This window comes from Paenibacillus xinjiangensis (assembly GCF_059686975.1).
The window spans coordinates 36,919-61,227 of sequence record NZ_JCAALS010000032.1 but is presented as its reverse complement, the minus strand read 5'-3'; the positions used below and the strand labels follow the sequence as shown (position 1 = coordinate 61,227).

Below are 24,309 nucleotides of genomic sequence, written 5' to 3'. Positions count from 1 at the left end.
GCTTCATATGCGTCAATGAGGTTGCAAGAGAGGGGGATCCTTCGTGGTGGAGCCGGAGCTCATTAGAGCCGCTCAGTCAGGAGATCGCGAGGCTTTGATTACTCTATTGCGAGAGATTGAAACCCATGTATATCGGACAGCCTATTATATATTGAATAATGAGCAGGATGCGATGGATGCGGCTCAGGAAGCGCTCATTCGCATTTATACCAAGATCAGCTCATATGAAGAGAAGGCTCAGTTCAAAACATGGATACAACGAATAGTAACGAATATCTGCATAGATAAATTCAGAAGAAGCAAGCCAACCGTTTCAATTGACGAGCATGATATGGTTTTTCGCGAGAAACAGAACGTAGAAGACGAAGTAATGTCCGCGTATGCAGTGCAGGATATTCGCAGTGCAATCGATAAGCTGCCAGAGCATCACCGAGCTGTCGTTGTCCTTCGTTATTTGCAGGATTTTTCGTATAACGAAATTGCTGATTCGCTCGACTTGCCTTTGAACACGGTCAAATCCTACTTATTCCGAGCCAGGCAGCAGCTTCAAACGTTACTTCATGATTATCAGAAAGGTGGTGTCCGGGGATGATGTGTCAAGAGGTGGTAGAATACATGCATAGACAGCTAGATGGCGATCTCAATGAACATGAGCAGGAAATCTTGATGAAGCACACCAAGCATTGTCCGGACTGCGCAGCATTGTTTGATCGACTCCAAAAGCTGTCCGCCGAGCTCGAGAATTTGCCGAGAGTTATGCCTAAATACAGCCTAGTAGATGCTATTATGCCTCAGCTTGAGAAGCTTGAACCTATTGTAAAGAAAGCAGCTGCAGATGAATTGATGTCGCAGGAGCCAGCTCGCCGGGTTAAGCCAGCTCGTAAATGGCCGGCTCTTCGAGCACTTAGCGGTGTTGTTGCCGCAGCTGCGGTAGCAGGAATATTCATCGTTTCTTACAATACGGGGCTATTCCAGTCCGGCTCAAGCAATGACAGTGCTCAAGAATCTGCAATGCAGGATACCGCGGCTCCATTCTCTGCACAGAGGATGATGAAGGAGGATGAACATCTCAAGCAATATGCAGCTGACAACAAGAGCGCAGGAGATGTTAATGTGGAGTCTATTGCTCCTGACCTGCCTGCAGCAGAGACAGAAGAAATGCCATTAGGCGTTACTTCGAATGAGCAGACAGAGTCAGGCCAGGATGGTGCTGCACCAACCTCGAACGGCAGCAGTACGGAAGAAAGCACTTCAGTAGAACCTTCTATTAATGGTGGCGGCGAGGATGATAGGGGCATTGTTCCTCCAATCATTCAAGCGGAGTCGTCTGACGGGGCTTATACAGCACAAGTATACGGATATGTTATTCGTCTATTTAAGTCTGGCGAGAGCGAAGTGTTATTCGAGTCGACGAGGAAGAACGGGAAAATTGCGAACCTATCGTGGTCTGAGGATAATAAGGAGCTTTTCTACGAGATTCAACTCGAGTCTGGCGGTATGGAGCGGTACGTAGTGGATGTATCCACTCTGCAAGAAACGAAAGCACCGCACTAACCTAAATTTTTTATTGTGATTCGCACACTTCCCGGGCCATTAGCGTATGTTAAAGGAACAGGAAAGTCTGCGACGAAACCTTGATCGTCGTATGACCATTCGCAGGGCGGTACCATGGACCTGCCTGCCGATGTTTATATAGATGTTCAGGGACAAAGGGATGAAGCCTTCCAAGGCTCATCCCTTTGTTGCCGTTCAAGAGAGGAGAGCTGTGCATGGATGCGAAGGAAGCATTAAAAGAAATTAAGGGACGCCGGTTCCGTCCAGTATATGTGCTGTATGGGAAGGATCGGTATCGTATACAGCAGTTCCAGGATACATTAGCTGAAGCGATGTTCAGCGCCGATGAGCGGGAGCTTGGAATCGTGAAGTTCGATACGTCTGAGACACTCATCGAAGAAGCGGCGCTGGAGGCAGAGACGCTGCCTTTCTTCGTAGATCGCAAGCTGGTCGTCGTCAGGGATGCAGCTGTGTTCGCTGCGGGCGGCAAAGAAGGCGGGAAGCTGGAGCATCGTACGGAGCGCCTTCAGCAGTATATCGATAATCCTTCGGAGACGACTGTTATGCTATTCATTGTTCATGCTGAGAAGCTCGATGAGCGTAGGAAGCTGGTGAAGCTGCTGAAGGACAGGAATGCGCTTATTGCGTTCCAAGAGCTGGATGCTGGAGAGCTGAAGCAGTGGGTTGTGCGCCGCGCAGCAGAGCAGAAGCGGACGATGACGGCAGAGGCGGCTGACTTGCTGCTTCTAAGGGCCGGAGCGCATATGCAGCAGCTTGCTCTAGAAGTGGACAAGCTATGTCTGCATGCAGGAGAGGGCGGTACAATCGGTCTAGCCGAGGCTGAGCTGTTAACCGCAGCTACAGTAGAAGAGGATGTATTCGCACTAGTAGATGCCATTGCAGAGCTTCAGGTGGATCGGGCTCTTCGCTTATACCGTGCGCTGTTGATCAGACGGGAGGAACCGATTAAGATCGCGGCCTTGATTGCAAGACAAATACGGATTATGCTGCAGATCAAAGAGCTCGAGCAGCATCGTTATTCACCGCAGCAGATGGCAGGGCAGCTGGGGCTGCATCCCTATGCGGTTAAGCTGGCAGCTGAGAAATGCCGCAAATTCACGGTACAGCGTCTTGGGTGGCTGTTGTCCTCGATTGCAGAGCTTGACTACAAGATGAAGACCGGAGCAATTGACAAGACGTTGGGGCTGGAATTGTATTTGCTCTCGCTAGGCTTGGAGAAAGGGCAGCGATCTGCTTTATAATGAAATAAAAAAAGCTTCACTGGCCGGATAACCGGTTAGTGAAGCTTTTTTAGTGGCTGCTGCTTAAGCTTGTGCCGAAAGGGCGTTCAGCTTTTTAGCAAGACGAGATTTTTTGCGGGAAGCCGCATTTTTATGAATCAGGCCTTTTGTAGCCGCTTTGTCCAATTTTTTCGTTGCAGCGATCAGAGCTGCTTTAGCAACTTCTACATCAGTGCCAGCGATTGCTTGGTCAGCAGATTTAACAGCCGTACGAAGTGCGGATTTTTGGGAAGCGTTCAAAGCGCGGCGCTTTTCGCTCGTTTTAACGCGTTTGATAGCGGATTTAATGTTTGGCATCGAAATTTCACCTCCTACAAAGTTTGCGTAAGCAAACATAAGCTAACGCTGCGAAGCTAGGTAACACAACTTAAAATATATTACCATGCGTAAGTATGAAAAGCAATAGCGATCAAGCTTTCATCCTCATTCAACCTTTATAAAGGCAAAGTATGAAATTGCTGTCCTTGCAAACAATAAGGGCAGAAGGATTGTACTTCCTCGAAGGGAGAATGACAACAAGTGAATGAACTTGATCTACAGCAGTATAACACACGAACGGATTTGGCGCTCGAAGCAAAAGAAATGGCTGAACGAAATAGCGGCGGCGGGCCAATTCCCGGCATACATTCGGAGATTACAGAGGATAACGGTATTACCATTACACAGCTTCATGTCCAGAATGAACAAGGCTCACAGGCTATCGGCAAAGTGCCGGGACATTATGTAACGCTGGAGGTACCAGCGCTCCGAGGTCAGGACACGGAGCTTCAGGACCGGGTAGCGACTCATTTTGCCAAGCATTTTGAATCCTTCCTAGCACGTATCGGTGTTGGGACTACAGCGAGCGTGCTTATTGTTGGATTAGGGAACTGGAATGTAACACCTGATGCCCTCGGTCCTCTTGTAGTTGAAAATGTTATGGTAACCCGGCATTTCTTCGAGCTGATGCCGGATCAGGTTGCGCCAGGCTATCGTGCGGTAAGCGCCGTTGCTCCCGGCGTACTCGGGATTACTGGCATCGAGTCCAGTGAAATTGTGCAAGGGATTGCAGAAAGAACGAAGCCGGATGTCATTATTGCCATTGACGCCCTAGCCTCCAAATCGCTGGAGCGAATCAATACGACGATCCAGATTGCAGATATCGGAATTCACCCGGGCTCAGGTATCGGCAACAAGCGCAAAGGGCTGACCAAAGAAATTCTCGGTATCCCGGTTATCGCAATTGGAGTGCCTACGGTCGTATATGCCTCAACCATCGTGAACAACACCATTGAGATGATGCGCAGTCATATGGATGCGAACAAGGCAGATAATGATAAAGTGTTCGGGTTAATGAACCAGATGCAAGAGGGAGAGCGGCTTCAGCTTGTGAAGGAAGTGCTTAATCCAGTTGGCCATGATCTGCTCGTAACGCCGAAAGAGGTAGATCAGTTTATTGAAGATATTGCGAACATCATCGCAAGCGGATTGAATGCCTCGCTTCATGAAGCCGTGGACACGAACAATGTAGCGGCCTATACGCACTAATCACGCACCTGTACCGCCGTATTCTATCGATACGGCGGTTTTTTTGCTGCCTATTGGAGGACACTCTCTCTTACTCTATTAATGCTAAGCTGCTCATTTTGCTATAAGCCAGTTCTATTAGGCCTGTTTGTCTCATAGATTAATAGCAGTCTTGGAAGCAGAGAAGCGGGAGGGCTAAGCCAACCATGAAAAGAACCATAATGATGTTAGATGTAGCCAAGCAGAGCAGACGAATTCGTCATTTTCTCGTAACGGGCAGAACGTTCACTATTTTGTCCTTTTGCTCGATGATTTTTTTTGTCGCGATTGGTATTGCGGGTATTGCACATCAACAGACGACTACGGCGCCCGTGTCCTCGATGAAAGGATTCGCCGCATCGGTTTCAAGTGGCTTTTTCGGGGATATGCTAGAGATGGAGATGCCTGCCTTCAAAAGCAGCAGTGAGACAGAGTCGTTATCTGGACAACAAATCAGTGGTTTCTTAATGCGCCTAATGACAGATATTAATCCGAGCGATCCGAAGAGCCTGCTTGCTGGTGAAATTCCAGGAATGAATGTGAATAAATCATTTTTGATACGCAAGGGAGTTGGAACAGATACAGAGGTTGGACCTGAGGACAATGAGCCTATTCCATCTGACCCTACCGACGATCATGGTGAGATTGATCCGAATGATCCTATAGAGAGCGCAGCACCAACACCTGAATCAACACCATTGCCAGAAGCAAGCCCTGGGGAGCACGGGACAACAGGAGAGGCAAAAATCGCATTCATCTATCATTCTCATAACCGCGAGTCTTGGTACCCTGAACTGAAGGAGACGGTTAAGGACCCCAATTCAAGCACAACTAATATTACGCTTGTCGGCAAGAGACTTGCATCTAAGCTTGAAGAGCTGGGAGTAGGGGCGCTTCATTCTGACACTGATTATCCGACAGCTATTAAGGATTATAAATGGGCATTGTCCTACAAATATTCGAAGAAAACAGTGATGGAAGCGCTGGCCAGCAGTAAAGATATCAAGTTTGTATTCGATATTCATCGCGATTCTCAGAAACGGAAATACACGACGACTGAGATTAATGGCAAGAGCTATGCTCAGGTCTATTTTATCATCGGTCACAAAAACCCGAACTGGAAGAAGAATGAAGCTTTTGCTACCAAAATTCATGAAATGCTGGAGAAGGAATACCCGGGCCTCTCAAGAGGCATCTGGGGGAAAACCGCGGCGACAGGCAACGGAGAGTATAATCAGTCGCTTGCTGAAGACAGTGTGCTTATGGAGGTAGGCGGGGTGGACAATACGCTTGAGGAATCCTACCGGACAGCAGACATTATCGCCAAGGTTGTAGCCGACATTTATTGGGATGCCGAGAAGGTGTCCGCACCTGGCAAGGAAAGCTAAGGAAAGCATGATTACAAAGAGTAACGGAAGGGGATCTGATCAGGATGAAAAGAAGCGCGCTGAAGTGGGCTGTGCTGGGAGGAGTGCTCGTATTCATCGTTCTATATGGCATGGAGATGTCTTCGACTGGCATAGAGCGTGTATATGGGCCGATTGAAGGGAGTGAAGCGGCTTCCGTGCAGACTGGGGATGAATCGGCTGCGGGAAGCCTGCCAGCCATATCCGATGCTTCAGATGCGCCTGTCGGCTTGTCCAGTGAGGCAGAGAAGCAATTAGAGCAGCTGCAAGAGGAGCTTGCGGAGGTGCGGGAAATCGCGGAGCGATCAGCGCATTATGAGCGGCTGTTAGGTATTCCGAAGGAATCTACGGAGCCCTCGGTTAATAAATTGGCGGATGGAGCCTCAGGTTTTTTACAGTCCTTTTCGAGCGGCGGCATTCGGTTTGTTGTTAATTTATTTGACTCGGTTACGAATTAAAAGCTTGCCCATCGACAATGCACATTGCTGGCGCCCCCTTAAGCTGATATAATAGATGGAATGATTAGCAATATTGGATTGTGTGGGGGTTAGGCATGACAGACGTTCGTGACCGACAGAAGAAAATTAGAAATTTTTCAATTATCGCTCATATTGACCACGGTAAATCAACACTTGCAGACCGTATATTGGAGTTTACTGGCGCGCTTTCCTCTCGTGAGATGCAGGAGCAGGTACTCGACCAAATGGATCTGGAGCGTGAGCGGGGCATTACCATAAAGCTTCAAGCTGTTCGCCTGACTTACAAAGCAGACGACGGTGAAGAATATTTGCTTAACTTAATCGATACGCCAGGGCATGTCGATTTCACGTATGAGGTATCGCGCAGTATGGCCGCTTGTGAAGGCGCTCTGCTCGTTGTTGACGCTGCTCAAGGTATTGAAGCACAGACACTTGCTAACGTATATCTTGCGCTGGAGAGCAATCTGGAGATTATTCCGGTGCTTAACAAAATCGATCTGCCAAGCGCGGACCCAGAGCGTGTCAAGCAGGAGATCGAGGATGTGATCGGGCTCGATACGAGTGAAACGGTTCATGCTTCAGCTAAAGCTGGTATCGGCATTAAGGAAATACTTGAGCAGGTTGTGTCCAAGGTGCCGGCACCTACTGGTGATCCTGACCAGCCGCTAAAAGCGCTTATTTTTGACTCGCATTATGATCCTTACAAAGGGGTTATCGTATATGTTCGGGTAATCGACGGAAGTATTAAGGCTGGCAAAAAGATCCGCTTCATGGCAACGGGAGCAGAATTCGAGGTTATCGAGGTAGGCGCATTCAAGCCGCGTATGTCTGTGGTAGACGAGCTTGCAGTTGGTGATGTTGGATTTGTTGTAGCAGGGATTAAGAATGTGAAGGATACACGAGTTGGGGATACAGTTACCGAAGCGAAGCGGCCAGCTCCTGAGGCGCTGCCTGGCTACCGCCGGATCAACCCTATGGTATTCTGCGGACTATATCCGATCGAGACACAGGATTACAATGATCTGCGCGAAGCGCTTGAGAAGCTTGAGCTGAATGATGCATCGCTTCGTTATGAGCCAGAGACCTCAACGGCACTAGGCTTCGGCTTCCGCTGTGGTTTCCTTGGCCTTCTCCACATGGAGATTATTCAGGAGAGAATTGAACGTGAGTTCAATATCCCGCTTATTACGACAGCGCCAAGTGTTATATACAGAGTTACATTAACCAACGGAACCACACACGAGATTGACAACCCTTCCAACTATCCGGAGGCAGGCAAGCTGGAGTTCGTAGAAGAGCCCTTTGTAAAAGCGGCCATTATCGTTCCGAATGATTATGTAGGTGCGATTATGGAGCTTTGTCAGAACAAACGCGGCGAATTCGTTGATATGCAGTATCTCGATACGAACCGTGTAACGATCACATACCAGCTTCCTCTTTCAGAAATCGTATATGATTTCTTCGACCAATTGAAATCGAGCACGAAAGGGTATGCCTCCTTCGATTATGAATTGTCGGGCTACCGAAGATCCAATCTGGTCAAGATGGATATTATGCTTAACAATGAGCAAGTCGATGCTCTGTCGGTTATTGTTCATAGAGATCGTGCTTACCACCGCGGCCGGATCATCTGTCAGAAGATGAAGGAGCTCATCCCGCGTCAAATGTTCGAGGTGCCTGTACAGGCTTCTATCGGAACAAAGGTTATTGCGCGTGAGACGGTCAAAGCGATGCGTAAAAACGTTCTTGCCAAGTGTTACGGAGGAGACATCAGCCGTAAGCGTAAGCTTCTGGATAAGCAGAAGGAAGGTAAGAAACGGATGAAGCAGGTCGGCAGCGTAGAGGTGCCGCAAGAGGCTTTCATGGCCGTACTGAAAATCGACGAGGATTAACAGAACTTCATCGACAGGACGAAGAAGAGTATACACTCTTCACCGTTCTGTCGATTTTCTTCTACTAGGGAAAGAGAGTTATGGATATGGAAGGGAGGAAGCACCTCATGATTCACTCAAATACAAATATAATAGCGCCTAGAGCGCTTTACATTCATATTCCTTTTTGTACGAATAAGTGCCATTATTGCGATTTCACTTCTTATGTGCTGAAAGGCCAGCCGGTGGATGACTACCTGGATGCCTTGGAGCGGGAAATGGTACAGACTATTGCTGAGCTTCCTACTGACCGAATTGATACCGTATTCGTCGGGGGAGGCACACCAACTGTACTCACCCCACCGCAGATGGAGCGTTTCCTTGCTTCCGTCAAGAAGCATTTCCCCATTGCAGATGATGCGGAATTTACGATGGAGGCTAACCCTGGCACGACTGACCCTGATAAGCTGGCAGCAATGTTCGCCGGCGGTGTGAATCGGATTAGCTTCGGGGTGCAATCGTTCAACAATGAGCTTCTGGAGCGCATTGGTCGTATTCATAACGTGGACGATGTGTATCGCAGCTTGGAGAATGCTCGTGCAGCTGGTTTCTCGAATCTATCGATTGATCTGATGTTCGGGCTGCCGGGGCAAACGCTTGAGGCCTTGGAGGATAGTGTGAATAAAGCGCTGGCACTTGATCTGCCGCATTATTCCTTATACAGCTTGAAGGTTGAGGAGAACACGCTGTTCCATAAGCTCTATCAGCGCGATGAGCTGCCGCTTCCTCCAGAAGATGAAGAGTATAATATGTTTATGCTGCTCATGGATCGCTTGAAGGCTGCTGGCTATGGGCATTACGAGATTAGTAACTTTGCTCGTCCCGGCTTCGAGAGCCGACATAACTCCACGTACTGGCGCAATGAGCCGTATTACGGCCTAGGTGCTGGTGCGCATGGTTATGCAGGCAGGCAGCGACACGTGAATGTGAAGGGTGTTCAGCCTTATATCGATTATACGACTACGAAGCTGCCAAGGCTTGAGACGAATGAAGTGCCGGAGCAAGAAGCGATGGAAGACTTCATGATGGTCGGCCTGCGGCTTCTCAAAGGCGTCAGAAGCTCGGATTTCGCTAAGCAATTCGGAGGCATGCAGCTGGAAGAGAAGTTCGGTACAGTGATTGAGAAGCTGCTTAGTGACGGACTGCTGGAGCATGTGAATGAGGCCGGTGAGAAGGGCTATAGATTAACGGATAAAGGCGTTCTGTTCGGCAATGATGTGTTCGGCTCCTTCATCGGACTTGAGGAACCTGCATTGTAAAATTTCAGCTAAATTCCCTCTTGAGAAAACATGCGCCATGTTGTATATTTATTCAGTAGAATGATTATGCGACCGGGTGGAGGAGAAGCAGCATGAAGGCAACGAGCAGTTTGCAGGCAGTGTGCAGAGTAGCGACACTGGATGATGTTGATACGTTATTTCATTTAATTAAAGGCTATGCGGAACAGGGGATCATGCTGCCCCGCACCCGGGAGATGGTCCGTCATCTGATCGACACGTTTATCGTTGCCGAGGTTGGCGACGAAGTGGTTGGCTGCGGCTCGTTATGCCAGCTTGGAGCTGATCTGGTAGAGATTCGTTCTCTTGGCATGTCCGATGGCTATAAGGGCCTTGGAATTGGATCTAAGCTGGTCGAGTTTTTAATGGAGCAGGCCAAAGAGCAGCAGATGAAAAAAGTAATGGCGTTGACCTATGCGGTGCCTTTTTTCCTGCGCAACGGCTTTTCGATTGTGGAGAAAGAGATTTTCCCAGAGAAGGTATGGAAAGATTGCGTTAACTGTCCGAAACAGCTTGCTTGTGATGAAATAGCTGTTCTTAGAATGGTAGATTAATGATACCCAGGAGCTCATTCGAACTCCTATTATGAATAGAATAAGCCACTATTTCATTAGGATAGGATTGGTACTAATGGAATAGTGGTTTTTTTGTTGGATAACTGCTGTATTAGATTTGAATAATACGGCGGATTAAGCCATAATGAGATACAGTTATCCTGCATGACTAATGGACAAAGAGGAGAAATATAAGATGACTACCAAAAAAGATATTATTGAAGTATCGGACAAGCTGGAGCATGTAACGACGGTTCTATTGAAAAAATGGGCGGGATTTAGCGGATTCTATGGCTTCAAGTCAATGGGATACAGCGAGTTGGTCGCTTTGCTCAATACAAACGACTACAAATTGGTTATTGATGATTCATCAAGTTCCATGAGAGTGATCGAGCTCTATAAGGAAGAACAACGTGTGAGAAGAGAGAAATTCGCTATTGATGAAGCGGGTAAAATACACAAAGTATAAATCCGTTCATACCTTGCTGTCATAGCTGCACATGATTCGCAAAACGTTCTTAAACAGAGCGTTCTCCATAAATAGGCGCAGTAAAAATGCTGAACTGACTTGACAACGCTCAAGTGGGTTTGGTATTTTTGTATTAATGATTAGCACTCGGCGCTAATGAGTGCTAACGATTATCGAGAATTAAGGAAATGCACAGCCAACATGTTGGCTAATGATAGGCAAAAATTTGGGAGGGATATGAATGTTGACTGAACGACAACGAATGATACTGACTGCCATTGTAGATGATTACATCCGCTCGGCTGAACCTGTCGGCTCACGAAGCATTTCGAAGCGCGGCGATGTCGGCTTCAGCCCTGCCACTATCCGTAATGAAATGTCTGATCTAGAGGAGCTTGGCTATCTCGAGCAGCCTCACACGTCAGCAGGCCGAATCCCTTCAACGAAAGGCTACCGGTATTATGTCGATAATCTTCTTAAGCCTAATGAATGGGATGAGAACGATCTGACGAAAGCCCGTTCCTTTTTCTCGGAGAAGGTGAATCAGATGGAGCAGGTTATCCAGCATGCGGCTATGGTGCTGTCTAATCTGACGAACTATACGTCGATCCTGCTTGGTCCTGAAATGTTCAGCAATTCTCTGAAGCATTTCAACCTGGTGCCGCTTGATCAGAATTCGGCAGTAGCGATTATCGTAACGAATACTGGGCATGTGGAGAATCGGACGATCACGATACCGCCAGGAGTCAGTATGGAGGATATGGAGAAGATTGTCCGGATACTCAATACGAAGCTGGTTGGCATTCCGCTTGTTCGTCTGAAATCTAAGCTGTATGCAGAGGTCGGTCAAGAAATGGAACGTTATGTGGATCATTGCGAAGAAGTGCTTGGTGTTCTAGACAAAGCGCTGCAGAGTGATGACGAGCATCGTATCTTTCTTAGCGGAACGACGAATATGCTGACACAGCCTGAATTTAAAGACGTGGACAAGGTTAAGACCATATTGGATATGCTGGATGAAGCTCCAGCCATCATGAGAATGTTTTCAGCGATGCCTTCAGGTATACAAGTTCGGATCGGAACAGAGAATGACAATGAGGCAATTTCGAATTGCAGTCTGATCACGGCTAACTATTCTGTTGATGGTCAATCACTCGGTACAATTGGCATACTCGGTCCGACAAGAATGGAATACGGCAAAGTCATCAGCTTGATTGATATTATTTCCAAAGATATGGCTCTAATGCTCGGTAGATGGTATAAATAATGCGCTGTAATCCTTAAGCTTATGCTCTCGAAGAAAGGATTGCGCTGCAATCCTTAAGTTTATGCTTACGAAGATAGGATTGCGTTGCAATCCTTAAGTTTATGCTTACGAAGATAGGATTGCGTTGCAATCCTTATAAGGAGGTGAATATGGTGAGTAATAAAGAACATAACGAATCAATCGTTGAAGAGGTTATTGCTGAAGAGCAGACTGAAGCAGCTCAGGAAGAGCAAGTCCAAGCTGATATCAACGTTGAGGAGCTCGTTAAGCAGGCAGATGAGAATCAACAACGATACTTACGCGCACAAGCGGATTTCGATAACTTCCGTCGTCGTACGATGAAAGAAAAAGAAGAATTAGCGCAATATGCTTCAATGAAGCTGATTGGACAGCTGCTGCCAGTTGTGGATAACTTTGAACGTGCGGTTGCTTCTGCTAGCGGGACACAGGACTTCGAAGCGCTTGCCAAAGGCGTGAACATGATCTTCCGTCAGCTCGAGCAGACGCTGGAGCAGGAAGGTCTGAAGCCTATGGAGGTTGTCGGTGAGCCGTTCAACCCAGAATTCCATCAAGCGATTATGACGGTTGAGTCCGAAGAGCATGAAGAGGGCATTATCGTGGAGGAAGTGCAAAAGGGCTACATCCTGAAGGATAAGGTTCTGCGTCCTGCAATGGTAAAAGTAAGCGGCTAATCCTTTCATTCACATATAAGCTTGACCAATAGCAACAGATTTTAAGGAGGAAACTGACGATGAGTAAAGTAATTGGTATTGACCTTGGAACAACAAACTCTTGCGTTGCGGTAATGGAGGGCGGCGAAGCCGTCGTAATACCTAACCCGGAAGGCAACCGCACTACACCATCTGTAGTCGGCTTTAAGAAGGATGGAGAGCGTATTGTAGGTGAATCTGCAAAACGTCAAGCCATCACTAACCCTGATCGCACAGTTAGCTCGATCAAACGTCATATCGGTACGAGCTACAAAGAAACAATTGACGGCAAAGACTACACTACACAAGAAATTTCTGCAATTATTCTGCAAAAGCTGAAATCCGATGCAGAAGCTTACCTCGGCCAAACAGTAACGCAAGCGGTTATTACCGTTCCTGCATACTTTAATGATAGCCAGCGTCAAGCAACGAAGGATGCAGGTAAAATTGCTGGTCTAGAAGTTCTTCGTATCGTCAATGAGCCGACTGCAGCTGCACTGGCTTATGGCCTTGAGAAAACAGAAGATCAAACCATCCTCGTCTATGACCTTGGCGGCGGTACATTCGACGTCTCGATTCTTGAACTGGGCGATGGCTTCTTCGAAGTTAAAGCAACTAGCGGCGACAACAAGCTCGGTGGTGACGATTTCGACCAAGTCATCATTGACTACCTCGTAGCTGAATTCAAGAAAGAGCAAAGTATTGACCTTTCCAAAGATAAAGCAGCTGTACAACGTTTGAAAGATGCAGCTGAAAAGGCGAAAAAAGAGCTTTCCGGCGTATTGACTTCAACGATCTCACTTCCATTTATTACAATGGTAGACGGCGTTCCTCAGCATTTGGAAACAAGCCTGACTCGTGCGAAATTCGAAGAGCTGTCCTCAGCACTCGTAGAGCGTACGCTTGGACCTGTTCGCCAAGCTTTGAGCGATTCCGGTCTGTCTGCTAACCAAATCGACAAAGTCGTTCTTGTTGGTGGTTCTACTCGTATTCCTGCCGTACAAGAAGCAGTTAAAAAGCTGATCGGTAAAGATCCGCACAAAGGCGTTAACCCAGATGAGGTTGTTGCTCTTGGCGCTGCTGTTCAAGCGGGCGTACTGACTGGTGAAGTAAAAGACGTTGTATTGCTTGATGTAACGCCATTGTCCCTTGGTATTGAAACGGCAGGCGGCGTATTCACGAAGATGATCGATCGCAATACGACGATCCCTACAAGCAAATCCCAAGTATACTCCACTTATGCTGACAATCAGCCTGGTGTTGAGATTCACGTTCTGCAAGGTGAGCGTTCGATGGCAGCTGGCAACAAAACGCTTGGCCGCTTTACTCTAAGCGATATTCCACTCGCTCCGCGCGGTGTTCCGCAAATCGAAGTTACTTTTGATATTGACGCTAACGGTATCGTAAACGTATCCGCTCTGGACAAAGGAACGGGCAAGAGCCAAAAAATTACAATCACTTCTTCAACTGGCCTAAGCGAGCAAGAAATCGAGCAAATGATGAAGGATGCTGAGCTTAACGCTGAAGAAGACCGCAAGCGTAAAGAGCTTGTTGAAGCGAAGAACAACGCTGACCAACTGATCTATTCCGTTGACAAAACAATTAAAGATCTAGGCGATAAAGTAGATGCTTCTGAGATCGACAAAGCTAATGCTGCCAAAGAAAAAGTAACTGCAGCACTTGCTACTGACGATCTTGAGCAGATCAACAAAGCAGCTGAAGAGCTGACTGAAATCGTACAGCAGCTGTCGGTTAAGCTGTATGAGCAAGCTGCTCAAGCACAGCAAGCTGAAGGCGCTGAAGCTGGCGAAGGCACAGCAAAAGGCAAAGACAATGTGGTTGATGCCGATTACGAAGTGGTAGACGAGAAGAAGGAATAAAGGTTTAATGGTATAAGGCGAGAGGTCAAGGACAGGGCTTCCTGTCTTTGACCTTCTTCGCGTAATGGGTTAGGATGATTGGCGGAGGTGAGATCAGTTGGCAGATAAACGCGATTATTACGAGGTTCTAGGCGTCGGTAAAAATGCCTCTTCAGATGATATTAAGAAGGCTTACCGTCAGCAAGCGCGTAAATTCCATCCGGATGTCAATAAGGAAGCGGATGCTGAAACGAAATTTAAAGAGGTTAAAGAAGCCTACGATGTGCTGAGCGATGACGGCAAACGTTCAACCTATGACCAATACGGTCATGTCGATCCGAATCAGGGCATGGGTGGCGGAAGCGGCGACTTCGGAGGCGGCTTTGGCGATATTTTCGACATGTTCTTCGGCGGTGGCGGCGGTGGACGGCGTGATCCGAATGCACCGCAGCGCGGCAACGATCTGCAGTACACGATGACAGTTGAGTTCAAGGAAGCGGTATTCGGCAAGGAAACGGAAATTACGATTCCGCGCACAGAGAGCTGTGACACTTGTACAGGTACAGGAGCGAAGCCAGGCACGAAGCCGGAGACTTGTTCGACATGTCGAGGCAGCGGTCAGCAAGAGGTGGTTCAGAATACACCGTTCGGCCGTATGGTTAATCGCCGTGCTTGTTCGAACTGTAGTGGAACGGGCTCCATTATCAAAGAAAAATGCGGAACTTGCCATGGCGCTGGAAAAGTTAAAAAACAGCGTAAAATTACCGTGCGCATCCCAGCTGGTGTGGATGATGGCGCTCAAATTCGTCTTTCTGGCGAAGGAGAAGGCGGACTGCGCGGTGGTCCAGCAGGCGATCTGTATATCGTTATCCGCGTGAAATCGCATGAGTTCTTCGAGCGTGAGAATGATGATATTTATTGTGAGGTTCCTCTTACCTTCGTTCAGGCGGCGCTTGGGGATGATATTGAAATTCCGACGCTTACAGAGAAGGTTAAGCTGAAGATTCCTGCTGGAACGCAGACAGGCACTTATTTCCGACTTAAAGGCAAAGGCGTTCCTAAGCTTCGCGGTTATGGTCAAGGTGACCAGCACGTGAAGGTAACGATCGTAACACCAACTAAGCTATCTGATGAACAGAAGGATTTGCTCCGTCAATTCGGCGGTGTGAATGGTGAGGTTTCAACAGAGAGCAGCAATAACGATCATCATGAGTCTATATTTGATCGGATGAAGAAAGCGTTCCGCGGCGAATAACGCGGAACGTTTTTTTTGTTTTCCACCTATTCAGGCTGCAGCCGGGTATTGTTCTCATTGCATAATTCATAGAAGCATAACAAAACCTATATGTGCAATTGGAATGGACAATACATCCGAAGAGGAGTGCTGAAATGGCTATGAATGAGAATAAGGATTCCGATATGGAGAAGGTAAACTTCGGAGATCTGCCTATTGGCAAGAATGAGGATGTAGAATTCTCTGAGGAATTAGCTGACGAAGCTGACAAGAAGGCTGCTCAGCGCGCCGCTGAGGCGGATTCCCGTGCAGAGTCGCATTAGAGGGCAGCTATGAATCAAGTGGAGATCCGCGCGAACTTTGAAGGCCCGGAGGAGGCGCAGGAAGCGTTCCTCAAGCTTCAAGCTTTGAGAGCCTTTGAAGTAAATGGACTACTGGAAAATGGGCTGCTAACAGCTACCGTAGATGTGAACACTGTAGACAGGGCGATGCATCTGATTAAGCAAATAGGCGGTAATCCTGAAACAAAAGGATAATGGAACGAGTAACACTTGGGTCGCTGGCGTATGAAAAAGCTGGCGGCCCTTTTGAGGTTTTGTGCATATATGCCGTTTAGTGTACAATAGATGGTAGTTTTCACACTGGAGGGTATTAAATATGAAATGGCATGAACTGACGATCTCGACGACAGAGCAAGCGATCGAGATGATCTCTAACTTTTTGCATGAATTGGATGCGGATGGTGTATCCATTGAAGAGTCAGGAACTTTGAATAAGCAGCGGGACACCTCACTAGGACAATGGTATGAGCACGCGATTAATGATATACCCGAAGGTCAAGCGGTAATCAAGGGATATTTTCCTGAGACAATGGACCCCGATTCTATGATCGAAGGGCTAATTCCTTCTATTGAGCAGCTGAGAGAATTCGGAATCGACCCGGGACAATTCGAAATTTCCTCCAAGCTGGTGGATGAAGAGGACTGGGCTAACGCTTGGAAGCAGTATTTCAAACCGATCAAGGTATCCGACAAGCTGACGATCAAGCCAACCTGGGAAGATTATGAAGCGGCCCCTGGGGAGAATATTATCGAGCTTGATCCAGGTATGGCGTTCGGTACGGGTACACACCCTACAACCTCGCTCTGCTTGCAGACGCTTGAATCCGTTATTAAGGGCGGAGAAGAAGTTATTGATGTTGGTACAGGCTCGGGTATATTGGCTATTGGAGCATGTAAGCTAGGCGCCAAACGCGTGCTCGCACTTGATCTTGATCCAGTCGCTGTATCCAGCGCTAAGGAGAACGTTCATTTGAATGGTCTTGATGATATCGTTGAGGTTATGGAGAGCGACTTGCTCGGTGTGTTGGGCGGCAAAAAGGTATTCGGTGCCAATGGTGAAGCGCAGCAGACTACAGTCACGCTTCCTGTTGATCTGGTTGTAGCTAATATATTGGCGGATATTATCTTGTTATTTGTTGATGATGTGTACGAGGCTTTGAGGCCTAATGGCATCTACATTGCATCGGGTATATTTAAGAATAAGGAAGAGCTCGTAGAAGAAGGTCTTATTCGCTCAGGCTTCGAGATTGTCGAGAAATGCCGCGACGAGGATTGGATCGCATTCGTAGCAAGAAAGCCGCAGGTGACCTAATTGAATTGGGACAGCCTATTCGTATATCCAATAGATGAGTTGCCCTTTGTTGCGCTGGTGCTCCTGATTTCTTTTACGGTTCATGAGTTCGCACATGCCTATAGTGCTTATAAGTTCGGTGACAACACTGCCTACGATGCTGGACGGGTGACGTTGAACCCGCGTGTACATATCGATTGGCTCGGCGCAATCCTCATTCTAATTGCAGGCTTTGGCTGGGCGAAGCCGGTACCAGTTAATCAGAGCAAGTTCAAGTATCCGCGAGCTATGGGCGTCGTCGTCTCTGCTGTCGGACCTCTTAGCAACCTGCTCTTAGGCATCATTGGGATTTTTCTATATTTCTTGTTAATGTCAACAGGGATTCTCGATTCCGCTTCTTCAGGTGTTTATGATGCTGTATTCCTATTTCTTGATAAATTAATATCACTTAATTTCTTATTGTTTGTATTCAACTTAATTCCGCTGCCACCACTTGACGGATATCGTATTATTCAAGATTTGGCACCACTTAAGATCAGATACAAGATGGAACAAAACGTCCAATGGGGCACATTCATATTTTTATTGATGGTCTTTATTCCACCGCTAAGAAGAGTAACGCTTGATCCGATTCTAGCTTGGATTTATCCATTAGTAGGATTTTTTGCTTCCATAATCCGAGGTATCTTCTGAGCCGCGAACAATAGATTTTTACCGATAAAACATGCTATTATGAAGGATGGTTAGACAGATACGATGCAGCGATATTTTGTAGCAGTGGAGCAATTCGAAGGCTCCAGCGTGCGATTAATTGGTGAGGATGCTTTTCATGCGGTGCGTGTTATGCGGATGAAGCCGGATGAGCAGTTTATCGTAAGCGATGGGCAATCTCGTGTTGCGCTCGCTTCTGTGCGTGAGGCCAGCTCATCGGAGGTTCTAGCAGACATCACCCAGGAGCTTCCAATGAACAGCGAGCCGGAGTGGTCTGTAACGATTGCTCAGAGCTTGCCTAAGGGCGATAAGATGGAGCTCGTTATTCAAAAAGGGACAGAGATTGGCGCCTATTCGTTCGCGCCGTTCCAATCCGAGAGAATAATTGTCCAGTATGACGGCAAAAAAGAAGCGAAGCGTCTGGAGCGCTGGGGGAAAATTGCTAAGGAGGCAGCGGAGCAATCGCATCGCTGTCGTATTCCTGCGATTGAATCCGTACGCAGCTGGCGTGAGCTTATTGAATCGATATCGCAATTTGACTTCGTATTGTTTTGTTATGAGCGGGAAGGCGATGCAGCAGCAGGCAAGGGAATTAGAACTGCTGTGCACGAGTGGAAGCAGAAGGCGAGCGGGATTGCTGCAGAGGCGCCCAAGGTTCTGCTCATCGTCGGCCCAGAAGGCGGCTTCACAGAACGTGAGGCAACCGAAGCTGAGTCTGCAGGAGCAGTCATTGTGGGGCTTGGCAAACGGATATTGCGGGCGGAAACCGCAGGCTTCGTCGGATTGACATGCTTGCTGTATGAAGCCGGAGAAATGGGAGGAGCGTAAGAAATTATGCCATCGGTAGCCTTTTACACCTTAGGTTGCAAAGTTAACTTTTATGACACAGAAGCCATTTGGCAGCTATTCAAAAACGAGGGCTATGAGCAGGTTGATTTTGAATCGACAGCTGATGTCTATTTAATTAATACATGTACCGTTACGAATACAGGAGACAAGAAGAGCCGTCAGATTATTCGCCGTGCAGTGCGAAGGAATCCGGATGCGGTTATCGCGGTTACTGGCTGTTATGCTCAGACGTCTCCTGCAGAGATTATGGCAATTCCAGGAGTTGATCTGGTTATAGGTACTCAGGACCGTGAGAAAATTATGTCCTTTGTAGGCCAGATTCAAGGTGACCGTCAACCGGTTAATGCGGTGCGCAACATTATGAAGACACGTGATTTCGAGGAGCTTGACGTGCCTGATTTCTCAGAGCGTACGCGGGCGTTCCTGAAGATTCAGGAGGGCTGCAACAACTTCTGCACCTTCTGCATTATTCCTTGGTCACGTGGATTGTCTCGCAGCCGGGACTCGCATAGTGTAATCGAACAGGCTAAGCAGCTAGTAGCCTCGGGTTACAAGGAGATTGTGCTTACTGGTATTCATACCGGCGGATATGGCGATGATATGGAAAATTACAGATTGACGGATCTATTATGGGATCTGGACAAAATCGATGGCTTAGAGCGTATCCGAATCAGCTCGATTGAAGCAAGCCAGATTGACGATGCCATGATTGATGTGCTTAACCGTTCGGATAAAATGTGCCGTCATCTCCATATTCCACTACAGGCGGGCGATGATTCCGTTCTGAAGCGGATGCGCCGCAAATATACGACTGAGGAATTCGGAGCGAAGATCAAGCGGATTCGCGAGGTCATGCCTGGCGTTGCAATCACGACAGACGTCATTGTCGGCTTCCCTGGCGAGACGGAGGAAATGTTCGAACGCGGCTTCCGCTTCATGGAGGAAATAGGCTTCTCCGAAATGCATGTGTTCCCTTATTCCAAGCGGACGGGTACACCTGCTGCAAGGATGGATGAGCAGGTGGATGAGGAAGTGAAGAATGAACGCGTTCATAAGCTCATTGATCTATCGGAGAAGATGCAGCTGAAATATGCGGATAAGCATGTTGGAGCGGTGTTGGATATTATTCCGGAGCGGGACTACAAGGGCGCTCCAGGTACAGGACTTATCATGGGTTATTCCGATAACTACATTCAAGTCGTGTTCGAGGGGTCACTCGATCTTGTCGGCAAGCTATGTCGCGTGAAAATCACACAATCTGGTGTTAATGAGTGCCGCGGCCAGCTCGTTCGAGTGATTGATGAGGAAGAGGTCCATTCCTTCGTGCTTGAGAAGCATCAGCAAGTGGACCATAACGTGCGTCCACAAGCCGTACAGGCGTAAAACGCAGGTAGGCACAGAGCACCGTTCGCGAGGGTTCCTAGCCGATTCCTAAGAGGAGGGATCGGACGAGGAAGCCTCGTTGTTGCATACAAATGTCAAGCAAGCAAGGGGGACGCGGGAATGAAGGAAATTTCAGCTGGGGGCGTCGTATATCGGCGTTCAGATGAAGGTGTGCTGCAAATCCAGCTTATTCAAGATCGTTACGGCAAAGTCTCACTTCCGAAGGGGAAGATGGAAGCTGGCGAGACAGTGGAACAGACGGCACTTCGTGAAATTGCTGAAGAAACTGGACTTACGGGCGTTATTGTAGCCCCTATCGACCAGATTAAATATAAATACCAGGACGATCGTAAAGGCGTAGTCGACAAAGAGGTTCACTATTATCTAGTTGAAGCAGTCAGCGGTGCCTTGCAGGCTCAGGTAGAAGAAATTCGCGGAGTAGATTGGTTCGAGCCCCGTGACGCCTGGAGACTTCAGAAGCAGTCCGGGTACGACAACAATAATCGTATCGTTGCCGGAGCCCTTCAATTGCTTGGCATACAGATTGATTAGGCTTGCAGCTTACGGAATACCGGCAAGTAACAAAGCGGCAGGGCAATTAATGAGCTTAATACATTGAAGATGGTCTGGGCATGCGCGATTTGGCTTGCCGAGGATTGAGACCAAGAGCCGGATATAGCGGCTAGTTCGCTTATAAAAGGCATGAACAATAGAGCTCCGCCGACATTGAGAACGACATGGGATAGCGCAACAAGCTGTCCGGATTTGGAGCTGCCAATCGAGGCGAGCAGTGCGGTTGCACAGGTTCCTACATTGGCACCAAGAACGATAGCTACACAGAGCTCCACAGGCATAGCGCCGATAGCAGCAAAGCCCATTATAATTCCGATGACGGCGGCACTGCTGTGGATTGCAGCGGTCAGTATTGCTCCGGCTAGAAGCCCCCACCATAGGCTGTCGCTAGCTTTATCCAGGAACCAGCTGAAGAAGGGGCTCTTCTGTACTTCAGTACCGATGCTCTGCATCATGGCCATGCCAGTAAGGAGCATGCTGAACCCAGTCAATGCGACGGATGAATAACGCATGGTCTGTACCCAGCCTGGCAGCCCTAGTGAGGGGAATAGCTGTATTTCGCTCAGCAGAACGGTTATAACGAATCCGGCTATGGAAGCAATAAAGAGCGGCTTCGCAAGACTGTCCAAGCTGAGCCCGATAATCTCTGTAGTTAGGCAGGTTCCGATATTCGTGCCGAGTATGATGCCTAGCGTTCTAGGAAACGTTAGCAATCTCGCATTCACTAGTCCAATCGCAATGACGGTGACCGCCGTGCTGCTCTGCAGGAAGGCTGTAGTTATTGTACCTACCGCAAGACCGTGGATAGGTGTGGCTGTGGAGCGGTACAGGATGCTGTTCAGATGCGGGCCGGCAAGGTGATGCAGGGCCAGCTCCATAAGCTTCATACCGCTTAGAAATAGGGTAAAGCCGATCATCATTGGAACAATAATCGATAAGAGCATGAAGAAAGATCTCCTTTTACATGCGATACGCATAGAATGCTTCGTACATATACATATGCGAATAGAAAGACAAGCATGACAAGCATAAGGGTCACAGGTTCGTAAGCAGCGGTGCAATAGCCGTTGCCAGATAGAGAGGAAGATATATAAGTGAGCAAAGCACAAATATGGCTGCAGCGTGGTCGAAAAAAACGTCTGGAAGCGGGTCATCCATGGATCTATGCGAATGAAATTGAACGTCTGGAGGGTGCAGCAGAGCCTGGTGATGTGGTTGATGTTGTGTCCCACAAAGGCCGTTACTTGGCAACCGGCTATTACAATGCCAAATCCATGATTACAGTCCGGGTCATGTCTTATAAGCCGATTGAGAGCTTGGACAAGTCCTTCTTCGTCGAAAAGTTCCAGCAATGCAAGGAGTATCGAGGCCGATTCGTAGCTGATGCTGATTGTCGTCTGGTCTACGGTGAAGGAGATTTTCTGCCTGGGCTAACCGTTGACCGGTTCAATAATGTTCTGGTCATTCAATTCCTGACGCTTGGAATGGATATTCGCCGTGAGGCGATTCTTGCTGCATTAATTGAAGTGTTTGAACCACAAGGCATTTATGAGCGCAGCGATGTCGGTGTGAGGCAGCTGGAAGGCTTAGAGCAGAAGACTGGTGTACTCTATGGGGAATGCCCTCCGATCATTGAGATCGAGGAGAATGGTCTGAAGCTGGAGGTTGATATTGTAGAAGGCCAGAAAACCGGCTATTTCTACGATCAACGTGAGAATAGAGCATCAATAGCACCACTAATGAAAGGCTGGGGATCGCGCAGCGGCATTCGTCTCGAGCGGAGAGCAGATGTGGATGCTCAGACAACAGACAGCACAGCAGACGAGCTTGTGCCAGTTAACGCGAATGGCAAGGTCGTTACCTTCCCTTATTGGGATGGGGCAACGGTGCTGGAATGCTTCGCACATACGGGAAGCTTCACGCTTCACGCGTGCAAATACGGAGCTAAGAAAGTAACCTGCCTTGATATTTCGGAGCATGCAATCGATACGGCTCGTCGGAATATGGAGCGCAACGGCTTTACCGATCGGGTAGAGTTTGTCGTGGCTGATGCGTTCGATTACTTGCGCAATCAGGTGAAAGGAATCGAGGAGCGGGCTGAGCGGAGCCAAGGCGGCACGGATACCTCTAAGCCGATTAGCGGCAACGGCCGGACATGGGATGTGGTCATTCTCGATCCGCCTGCGTTCGCCAAGACGAAATCCGCAGTTGCAGGGGCAGTACGCGGCTATAAGGATATTAATCTCCACGGGATGAAGCTGGTTAATGAAGGCGGATATCTCGTTACAGCAAGCTGCTCCTACCATATGCGGCCAGAGCTGTTCTTAGAGACGGTTCAAGATGCGGCGGCCGATGCAGGCAAGCTGCTGCGTCTAGTGGAATGGCGTACAGCAGGCAAGGATCATCCCCAGCTGTTAGGGGTCAATGAGGGGCATTATTTGAAATTTGCAGTGTTCGAGGTTAGAAGTAAATAGATGGGAATGTGGTAGAGGTTGCCGTGCAGTATCTGAGTATGATGCTGCTTGGCAGCCTTTTTTTGACGTAAACCAACCAAATTGATAAACCCGTGAGGGATTATATGAATTACTAAAAATATTTAATAATATCACAGGTCTGAAAAAGAAAGCAAGACTTTTCCGAAAATAATGATTGATTTTATTTGGTATATGGGTTATTCTTCTAAAAGAAAGATATGGAAACAAAAATACCCAATTCGAAAGGATGAGTGAGTAAGATGGAAATGATGAGCATGAAGATGATGATGACAATGTGTATGGAAGAAATGATGTGCAAGATGAGCAGCATGAAGATGATGATGGATCAAATGATGGAAATGCAGAAGATGGATATGATGAACATGGATATGGATATGATGATGTCCAAAATGCAAGAATGCGATGAAATGATGACGATGATGATGAGCATGATGCGTGAAATGAAACAAACCGCAATGTAAGATCGTCCTCTCAAGAGGTCAATCGAACAACTGCGGCTATCTAATGAGCTCTTATTTATTTATTGATGTACATATCAATCTGCAAATTGATACGTACCTGTGAAGCTCTAATGCGGAGCAGACCTCTGCACGCAGCTGTTAAGTAGGATCGAACAGAGCAGACTTCTGCATGTCTCAATGAAATGAATGGATTACCCGATATCCGGCAAAGCGGCAAACCGCATGCGGGATTTTTTTGTGTTGTATATCTATTTAATTACATCGTTGATTTAAATTGTTTGCATAGCTCAATCCGCTGCAGCTTAAGCTCCCACACTTCCTCTTTCAACGTATTAATCTCACTAACGTTGTCCGATTTCCTCAGTAGGCTATAAATCTCCAGCATTTTTGCATTAATGGAATCAAAATGACGCCAAAGCTCTTCGGTCTTGACCGTGAGCACTAATTCAGCTGTATGCGCCTTAGCATCGTTAAGCTTCTCCATCAGCTCATTCTGCCACTCTAGATCACCAATTTGCTTTGCATAGTTTAGTAAATCGAGGTGGTCATTCATCCACCGTTCTACAATCGCTTCAGTTGAAGTCATAACCCGCATCCCCAATCTCATGTATATACCAAG

26 protein-coding genes are annotated in these 24,309 nt (G+C 47.7%); 23 read left to right on the top strand and 3 right to left on the bottom strand.

The features are described from left to right. The first annotated feature begins 43 nt into the window (after window positions 1–43). The 3 genes from AC6ESP_RS25185 (at window position 44) to holA (ending at window position 2,816) form a co-directional block, all read left to right on the top strand. Window positions 44–592 carry an RNA polymerase sigma factor gene (locus AC6ESP_RS25185; RefSeq protein WP_497099486.1) on the top strand — a complete coding sequence of 183 codons (549 nt, stop codon included), beginning with the start codon at window positions 44–46 and terminating at the stop codon, window positions 590–592. Next, on the top strand, window positions 589–1,554 hold the full coding sequence (locus AC6ESP_RS25180; RefSeq protein WP_497099485.1) for an anti-sigma factor family protein: 966 nt from the start codon (window positions 589–591) through the stop codon (window positions 1,552–1,554). The genes AC6ESP_RS25185 and AC6ESP_RS25180 overlap by 4 nt, the downstream gene beginning before the upstream one ends. 215 nt (window positions 1,555–1,769) lie before the next feature. Beyond that, entirely contained in the window at window positions 1,770–2,816 is a 1,047-nt protein-coding gene (gene holA, locus AC6ESP_RS25175; RefSeq protein WP_497099484.1) for a DNA polymerase III subunit delta, read from the top strand. Window positions 2,817–2,879: 63 nt separating this feature from the next. Here the strand turns inward: holA and rpsT are convergent, their stop codons facing one another. Further along, entirely contained in the window at window positions 2,880–3,152 is a 273-nt protein-coding gene (gene rpsT / locus AC6ESP_RS25170) for a 30S ribosomal protein S20 (protein WP_497099483.1), read from the bottom strand. Between the two features lie 285 nt (window positions 3,153–3,437). On the opposite strand from rpsT, the gene gpr reads away from it, so the two are divergent. The 18 genes from gpr (at window position 3,438) to AC6ESP_RS25080 (ending at window position 20,713) form a co-directional block, all read left to right on the top strand. Further along, window positions 3,438–4,382, top strand: a complete 945-nt coding sequence (gene gpr, locus AC6ESP_RS25165; protein ID WP_497099496.1) for a GPR endopeptidase — start codon at window positions 3,438–3,440, stop codon at window positions 4,380–4,382. A gap of 185 nt (window positions 4,383–4,567) precedes the next feature. Further along, the gene (spoIIP, locus tag AC6ESP_RS25160; RefSeq protein WP_497099482.1) at window positions 4,568–5,788 is read left to right on the top strand and encodes a stage II sporulation protein P; all 1,221 of its coding nucleotides are present in this window, start codon (window positions 4,568–4,570) and stop codon (window positions 5,786–5,788) included. A 44-nt stretch (window positions 5,789–5,832) separates the two neighbouring features. Next, the gene (locus tag AC6ESP_RS25155; protein WP_497099481.1) at window positions 5,833–6,264 is read left to right on the top strand and encodes a DUF3679 domain-containing protein; all 432 of its coding nucleotides are present in this window, start codon (window positions 5,833–5,835) and stop codon (window positions 6,262–6,264) included. A gap of 95 nt (window positions 6,265–6,359) precedes the next feature. Beyond that, the gene (lepA, locus tag AC6ESP_RS25150; RefSeq protein ID WP_497099480.1) at window positions 6,360–8,177 is read left to right on the top strand and encodes a translation elongation factor 4; all 1,818 of its coding nucleotides are present in this window, start codon (window positions 6,360–6,362) and stop codon (window positions 8,175–8,177) included. Window positions 8,178–8,284: 107 nt separating this feature from the next. Continuing rightward, entirely contained in the window at window positions 8,285–9,475 is a 1,191-nt protein-coding gene (gene hemW, locus AC6ESP_RS25145) for a radical SAM family heme chaperone HemW (protein ID WP_497099479.1), read from the top strand. Window positions 9,476–9,567: 92 nt separating this feature from the next. Then, the gene (locus AC6ESP_RS25140) at window positions 9,568–10,047 is read left to right on the top strand and encodes an N-acetyltransferase (RefSeq protein WP_497099478.1); all 480 of its coding nucleotides are present in this window, start codon (window positions 9,568–9,570) and stop codon (window positions 10,045–10,047) included. 196 nt (window positions 10,048–10,243) lie between these two features. Continuing rightward, window positions 10,244–10,516, top strand: a complete 273-nt coding sequence (locus AC6ESP_RS25135; protein WP_497099477.1) for a hypothetical protein — start codon at window positions 10,244–10,246, stop codon at window positions 10,514–10,516. Between the two features lie 241 nt (window positions 10,517–10,757). After that, window positions 10,758–11,783, top strand: coding sequence for a heat-inducible transcriptional repressor HrcA (gene hrcA, locus AC6ESP_RS25130; protein WP_497099476.1), 1,026 nt, complete (start codon window positions 10,758–10,760; stop codon window positions 11,781–11,783). Between the two features lie 149 nt (window positions 11,784–11,932). After that, window positions 11,933–12,475, top strand: a complete 543-nt coding sequence (grpE, locus tag AC6ESP_RS25125) for a nucleotide exchange factor GrpE (RefSeq protein ID WP_497099475.1) — start codon at window positions 11,933–11,935, stop codon at window positions 12,473–12,475. Window positions 12,476–12,534: 59 nt separating this feature from the next. Continuing rightward, the gene (dnaK, locus tag AC6ESP_RS25120; RefSeq protein WP_497099474.1) at window positions 12,535–14,373 is read left to right on the top strand and encodes a molecular chaperone DnaK; all 1,839 of its coding nucleotides are present in this window, start codon (window positions 12,535–12,537) and stop codon (window positions 14,371–14,373) included. A 97-nt stretch (window positions 14,374–14,470) separates the two neighbouring features. After that, window positions 14,471–15,607 (top strand): molecular chaperone DnaJ, encoded by a 1,137-nt coding sequence (dnaJ, locus tag AC6ESP_RS25115; protein WP_497099473.1) that lies wholly within the window; start codon window positions 14,471–14,473, stop codon window positions 15,605–15,607. A gap of 134 nt (window positions 15,608–15,741) precedes the next feature. Then, complete coding sequence (locus tag AC6ESP_RS25110) at window positions 15,742–15,909, top strand: YfhD family protein (protein ID WP_497099472.1); 168 nt, start codon at window positions 15,742–15,744, stop codon at window positions 15,907–15,909. 9 nt (window positions 15,910–15,918) lie between these two features. Continuing rightward, entirely contained in the window at window positions 15,919–16,122 is a 204-nt protein-coding gene (locus AC6ESP_RS25105) for a hypothetical protein (RefSeq protein ID WP_497099471.1), read from the top strand. A gap of 121 nt (window positions 16,123–16,243) precedes the next feature. Next, window positions 16,244–17,239 carry a 50S ribosomal protein L11 methyltransferase gene (gene prmA / locus AC6ESP_RS25100; protein WP_497099470.1) on the top strand — a complete coding sequence of 332 codons (996 nt, stop codon included), beginning with the start codon at window positions 16,244–16,246 and terminating at the stop codon, window positions 17,237–17,239. Then, the gene (locus tag AC6ESP_RS25095) at window positions 17,240–17,911 is read left to right on the top strand and encodes a site-2 protease family protein (RefSeq protein WP_497099469.1); all 672 of its coding nucleotides are present in this window, start codon (window positions 17,240–17,242) and stop codon (window positions 17,909–17,911) included. It begins immediately after the preceding gene. A 63-nt stretch (window positions 17,912–17,974) separates the two neighbouring features. Next, window positions 17,975–18,757 carry an RsmE family RNA methyltransferase gene (locus tag AC6ESP_RS25090; RefSeq protein WP_497099468.1) on the top strand — a complete coding sequence of 261 codons (783 nt, stop codon included), beginning with the start codon at window positions 17,975–17,977 and terminating at the stop codon, window positions 18,755–18,757. Window positions 18,758–18,763: 6 nt separating this feature from the next. Then, the gene (gene mtaB / locus AC6ESP_RS25085; protein WP_497099467.1) at window positions 18,764–20,161 is read left to right on the top strand and encodes a tRNA (N(6)-L-threonylcarbamoyladenosine(37)-C(2))-methylthiotransferase MtaB; all 1,398 of its coding nucleotides are present in this window, start codon (window positions 18,764–18,766) and stop codon (window positions 20,159–20,161) included. 120 nt (window positions 20,162–20,281) lie between these two features. Continuing rightward, complete coding sequence (locus tag AC6ESP_RS25080; RefSeq protein WP_497099466.1) at window positions 20,282–20,713, top strand: NUDIX hydrolase; 432 nt, start codon at window positions 20,282–20,284, stop codon at window positions 20,711–20,713. On the opposite strand, the gene AC6ESP_RS25075 is transcribed toward AC6ESP_RS25080, so the two are convergent. Further along, on the bottom strand, window positions 20,710–21,678 hold the full coding sequence (locus tag AC6ESP_RS25075; protein ID WP_497099465.1) for a Na/Pi cotransporter family protein: 969 nt from the start codon (window positions 21,676–21,678) through the stop codon (window positions 20,710–20,712). The genes AC6ESP_RS25080 and AC6ESP_RS25075 overlap by 4 nt on opposite strands. Window positions 21,679–21,828: 150 nt before the next feature. Here AC6ESP_RS25075 and AC6ESP_RS25070 point away from each other — a divergent pair, with 150 nt between their 5' ends. Further along, complete coding sequence (locus tag AC6ESP_RS25070; RefSeq protein ID WP_497099464.1) at window positions 21,829–23,208, top strand: class I SAM-dependent rRNA methyltransferase; 1,380 nt, start codon at window positions 21,829–21,831, stop codon at window positions 23,206–23,208. A 260-nt stretch (window positions 23,209–23,468) separates the two neighbouring features. Beyond that, window positions 23,469–23,690, top strand: coding sequence for a hypothetical protein (locus AC6ESP_RS25065; RefSeq protein ID WP_497099463.1), 222 nt, complete (start codon window positions 23,469–23,471; stop codon window positions 23,688–23,690). Window positions 23,691–23,946: 256 nt separating this feature from the next. Here AC6ESP_RS25065 and AC6ESP_RS25060 read toward each other — a convergent pair whose 3' ends face one another. Continuing rightward, window positions 23,947–24,276 (bottom strand): hypothetical protein, encoded by a 330-nt coding sequence (locus AC6ESP_RS25060; protein ID WP_497099462.1) that lies wholly within the window; start codon window positions 24,274–24,276, stop codon window positions 23,947–23,949. Window positions 24,277–24,309 lie beyond the last annotated feature (33 nt).

Coding starts and splice junctions, on each gene's coding strand:
- AC6ESP_RS25155 (WP_497099481.1), top strand. CDS start 5,833: ATGAAAAGAAGCGCGCTGAAGTGGGCTGTGCTGGGAGGAGTGCTCGTA.
- AC6ESP_RS25110 (WP_497099472.1), top strand. CDS start 15,742: ATGGCTATGAATGAGAATAAGGATTCCGATATGGAGAAGGTAAACTTC.
- AC6ESP_RS25080 (WP_497099466.1), top strand. CDS start 20,282: ATGAAGGAAATTTCAGCTGGGGGCGTCGTATATCGGCGTTCAGATGAA.
- AC6ESP_RS25105 (WP_497099471.1), top strand. CDS start 15,919: ATGAATCAAGTGGAGATCCGCGCGAACTTTGAAGGCCCGGAGGAGGCG.
- dnaK (WP_497099474.1), top strand. CDS start 12,535: ATGAGTAAAGTAATTGGTATTGACCTTGGAACAACAAACTCTTGCGTT.
- spoIIP (WP_497099482.1), top strand. CDS start 4,568: ATGAAAAGAACCATAATGATGTTAGATGTAGCCAAGCAGAGCAGACGA.
- grpE (WP_497099475.1), top strand. CDS start 11,933: ATGGTGAGTAATAAAGAACATAACGAATCAATCGTTGAAGAGGTTATT.
- AC6ESP_RS25180 (WP_497099485.1), top strand. CDS start 589: ATGATGTGTCAAGAGGTGGTAGAATACATGCATAGACAGCTAGATGGC.
- gpr (WP_497099496.1), top strand. CDS start 3,438: ATGGCTGAACGAAATAGCGGCGGCGGGCCAATTCCCGGCATACATTCG.
- holA (WP_497099484.1), top strand. CDS start 1,770: ATGGATGCGAAGGAAGCATTAAAAGAAATTAAGGGACGCCGGTTCCGT.
- rpsT (WP_497099483.1), bottom strand. CDS start 3,152: ATGCCAAACATTAAATCCGCTATCAAACGCGTTAAAACGAGCGAAAAG.
- AC6ESP_RS25140 (WP_497099478.1), top strand. CDS start 9,568: ATGAAGGCAACGAGCAGTTTGCAGGCAGTGTGCAGAGTAGCGACACTG.
- prmA (WP_497099470.1), top strand. CDS start 16,244: ATGAAATGGCATGAACTGACGATCTCGACGACAGAGCAAGCGATCGAG.
- AC6ESP_RS25060 (WP_497099462.1), bottom strand. CDS start 24,276: ATGACTTCAACTGAAGCGATTGTAGAACGGTGGATGAATGACCACCTC.
- AC6ESP_RS25075 (WP_497099465.1), bottom strand. CDS start 21,678: ATGCTCTTATCGATTATTGTTCCAATGATGATCGGCTTTACCCTATTT.
- hemW (WP_497099479.1), top strand. CDS start 8,285: ATGATTCACTCAAATACAAATATAATAGCGCCTAGAGCGCTTTACATT.
- lepA (WP_497099480.1), top strand. CDS start 6,360: ATGACAGACGTTCGTGACCGACAGAAGAAAATTAGAAATTTTTCAATT.
- hrcA (WP_497099476.1), top strand. CDS start 10,758: ATGTTGACTGAACGACAACGAATGATACTGACTGCCATTGTAGATGAT.
- AC6ESP_RS25135 (WP_497099477.1), top strand. CDS start 10,244: ATGACTACCAAAAAAGATATTATTGAAGTATCGGACAAGCTGGAGCAT.
- AC6ESP_RS25065 (WP_497099463.1), top strand. CDS start 23,469: ATGGAAATGATGAGCATGAAGATGATGATGACAATGTGTATGGAAGAA.
- AC6ESP_RS25090 (WP_497099468.1), top strand. CDS start 17,975: ATGCAGCGATATTTTGTAGCAGTGGAGCAATTCGAAGGCTCCAGCGTG.
- mtaB (WP_497099467.1), top strand. CDS start 18,764: ATGCCATCGGTAGCCTTTTACACCTTAGGTTGCAAAGTTAACTTTTAT.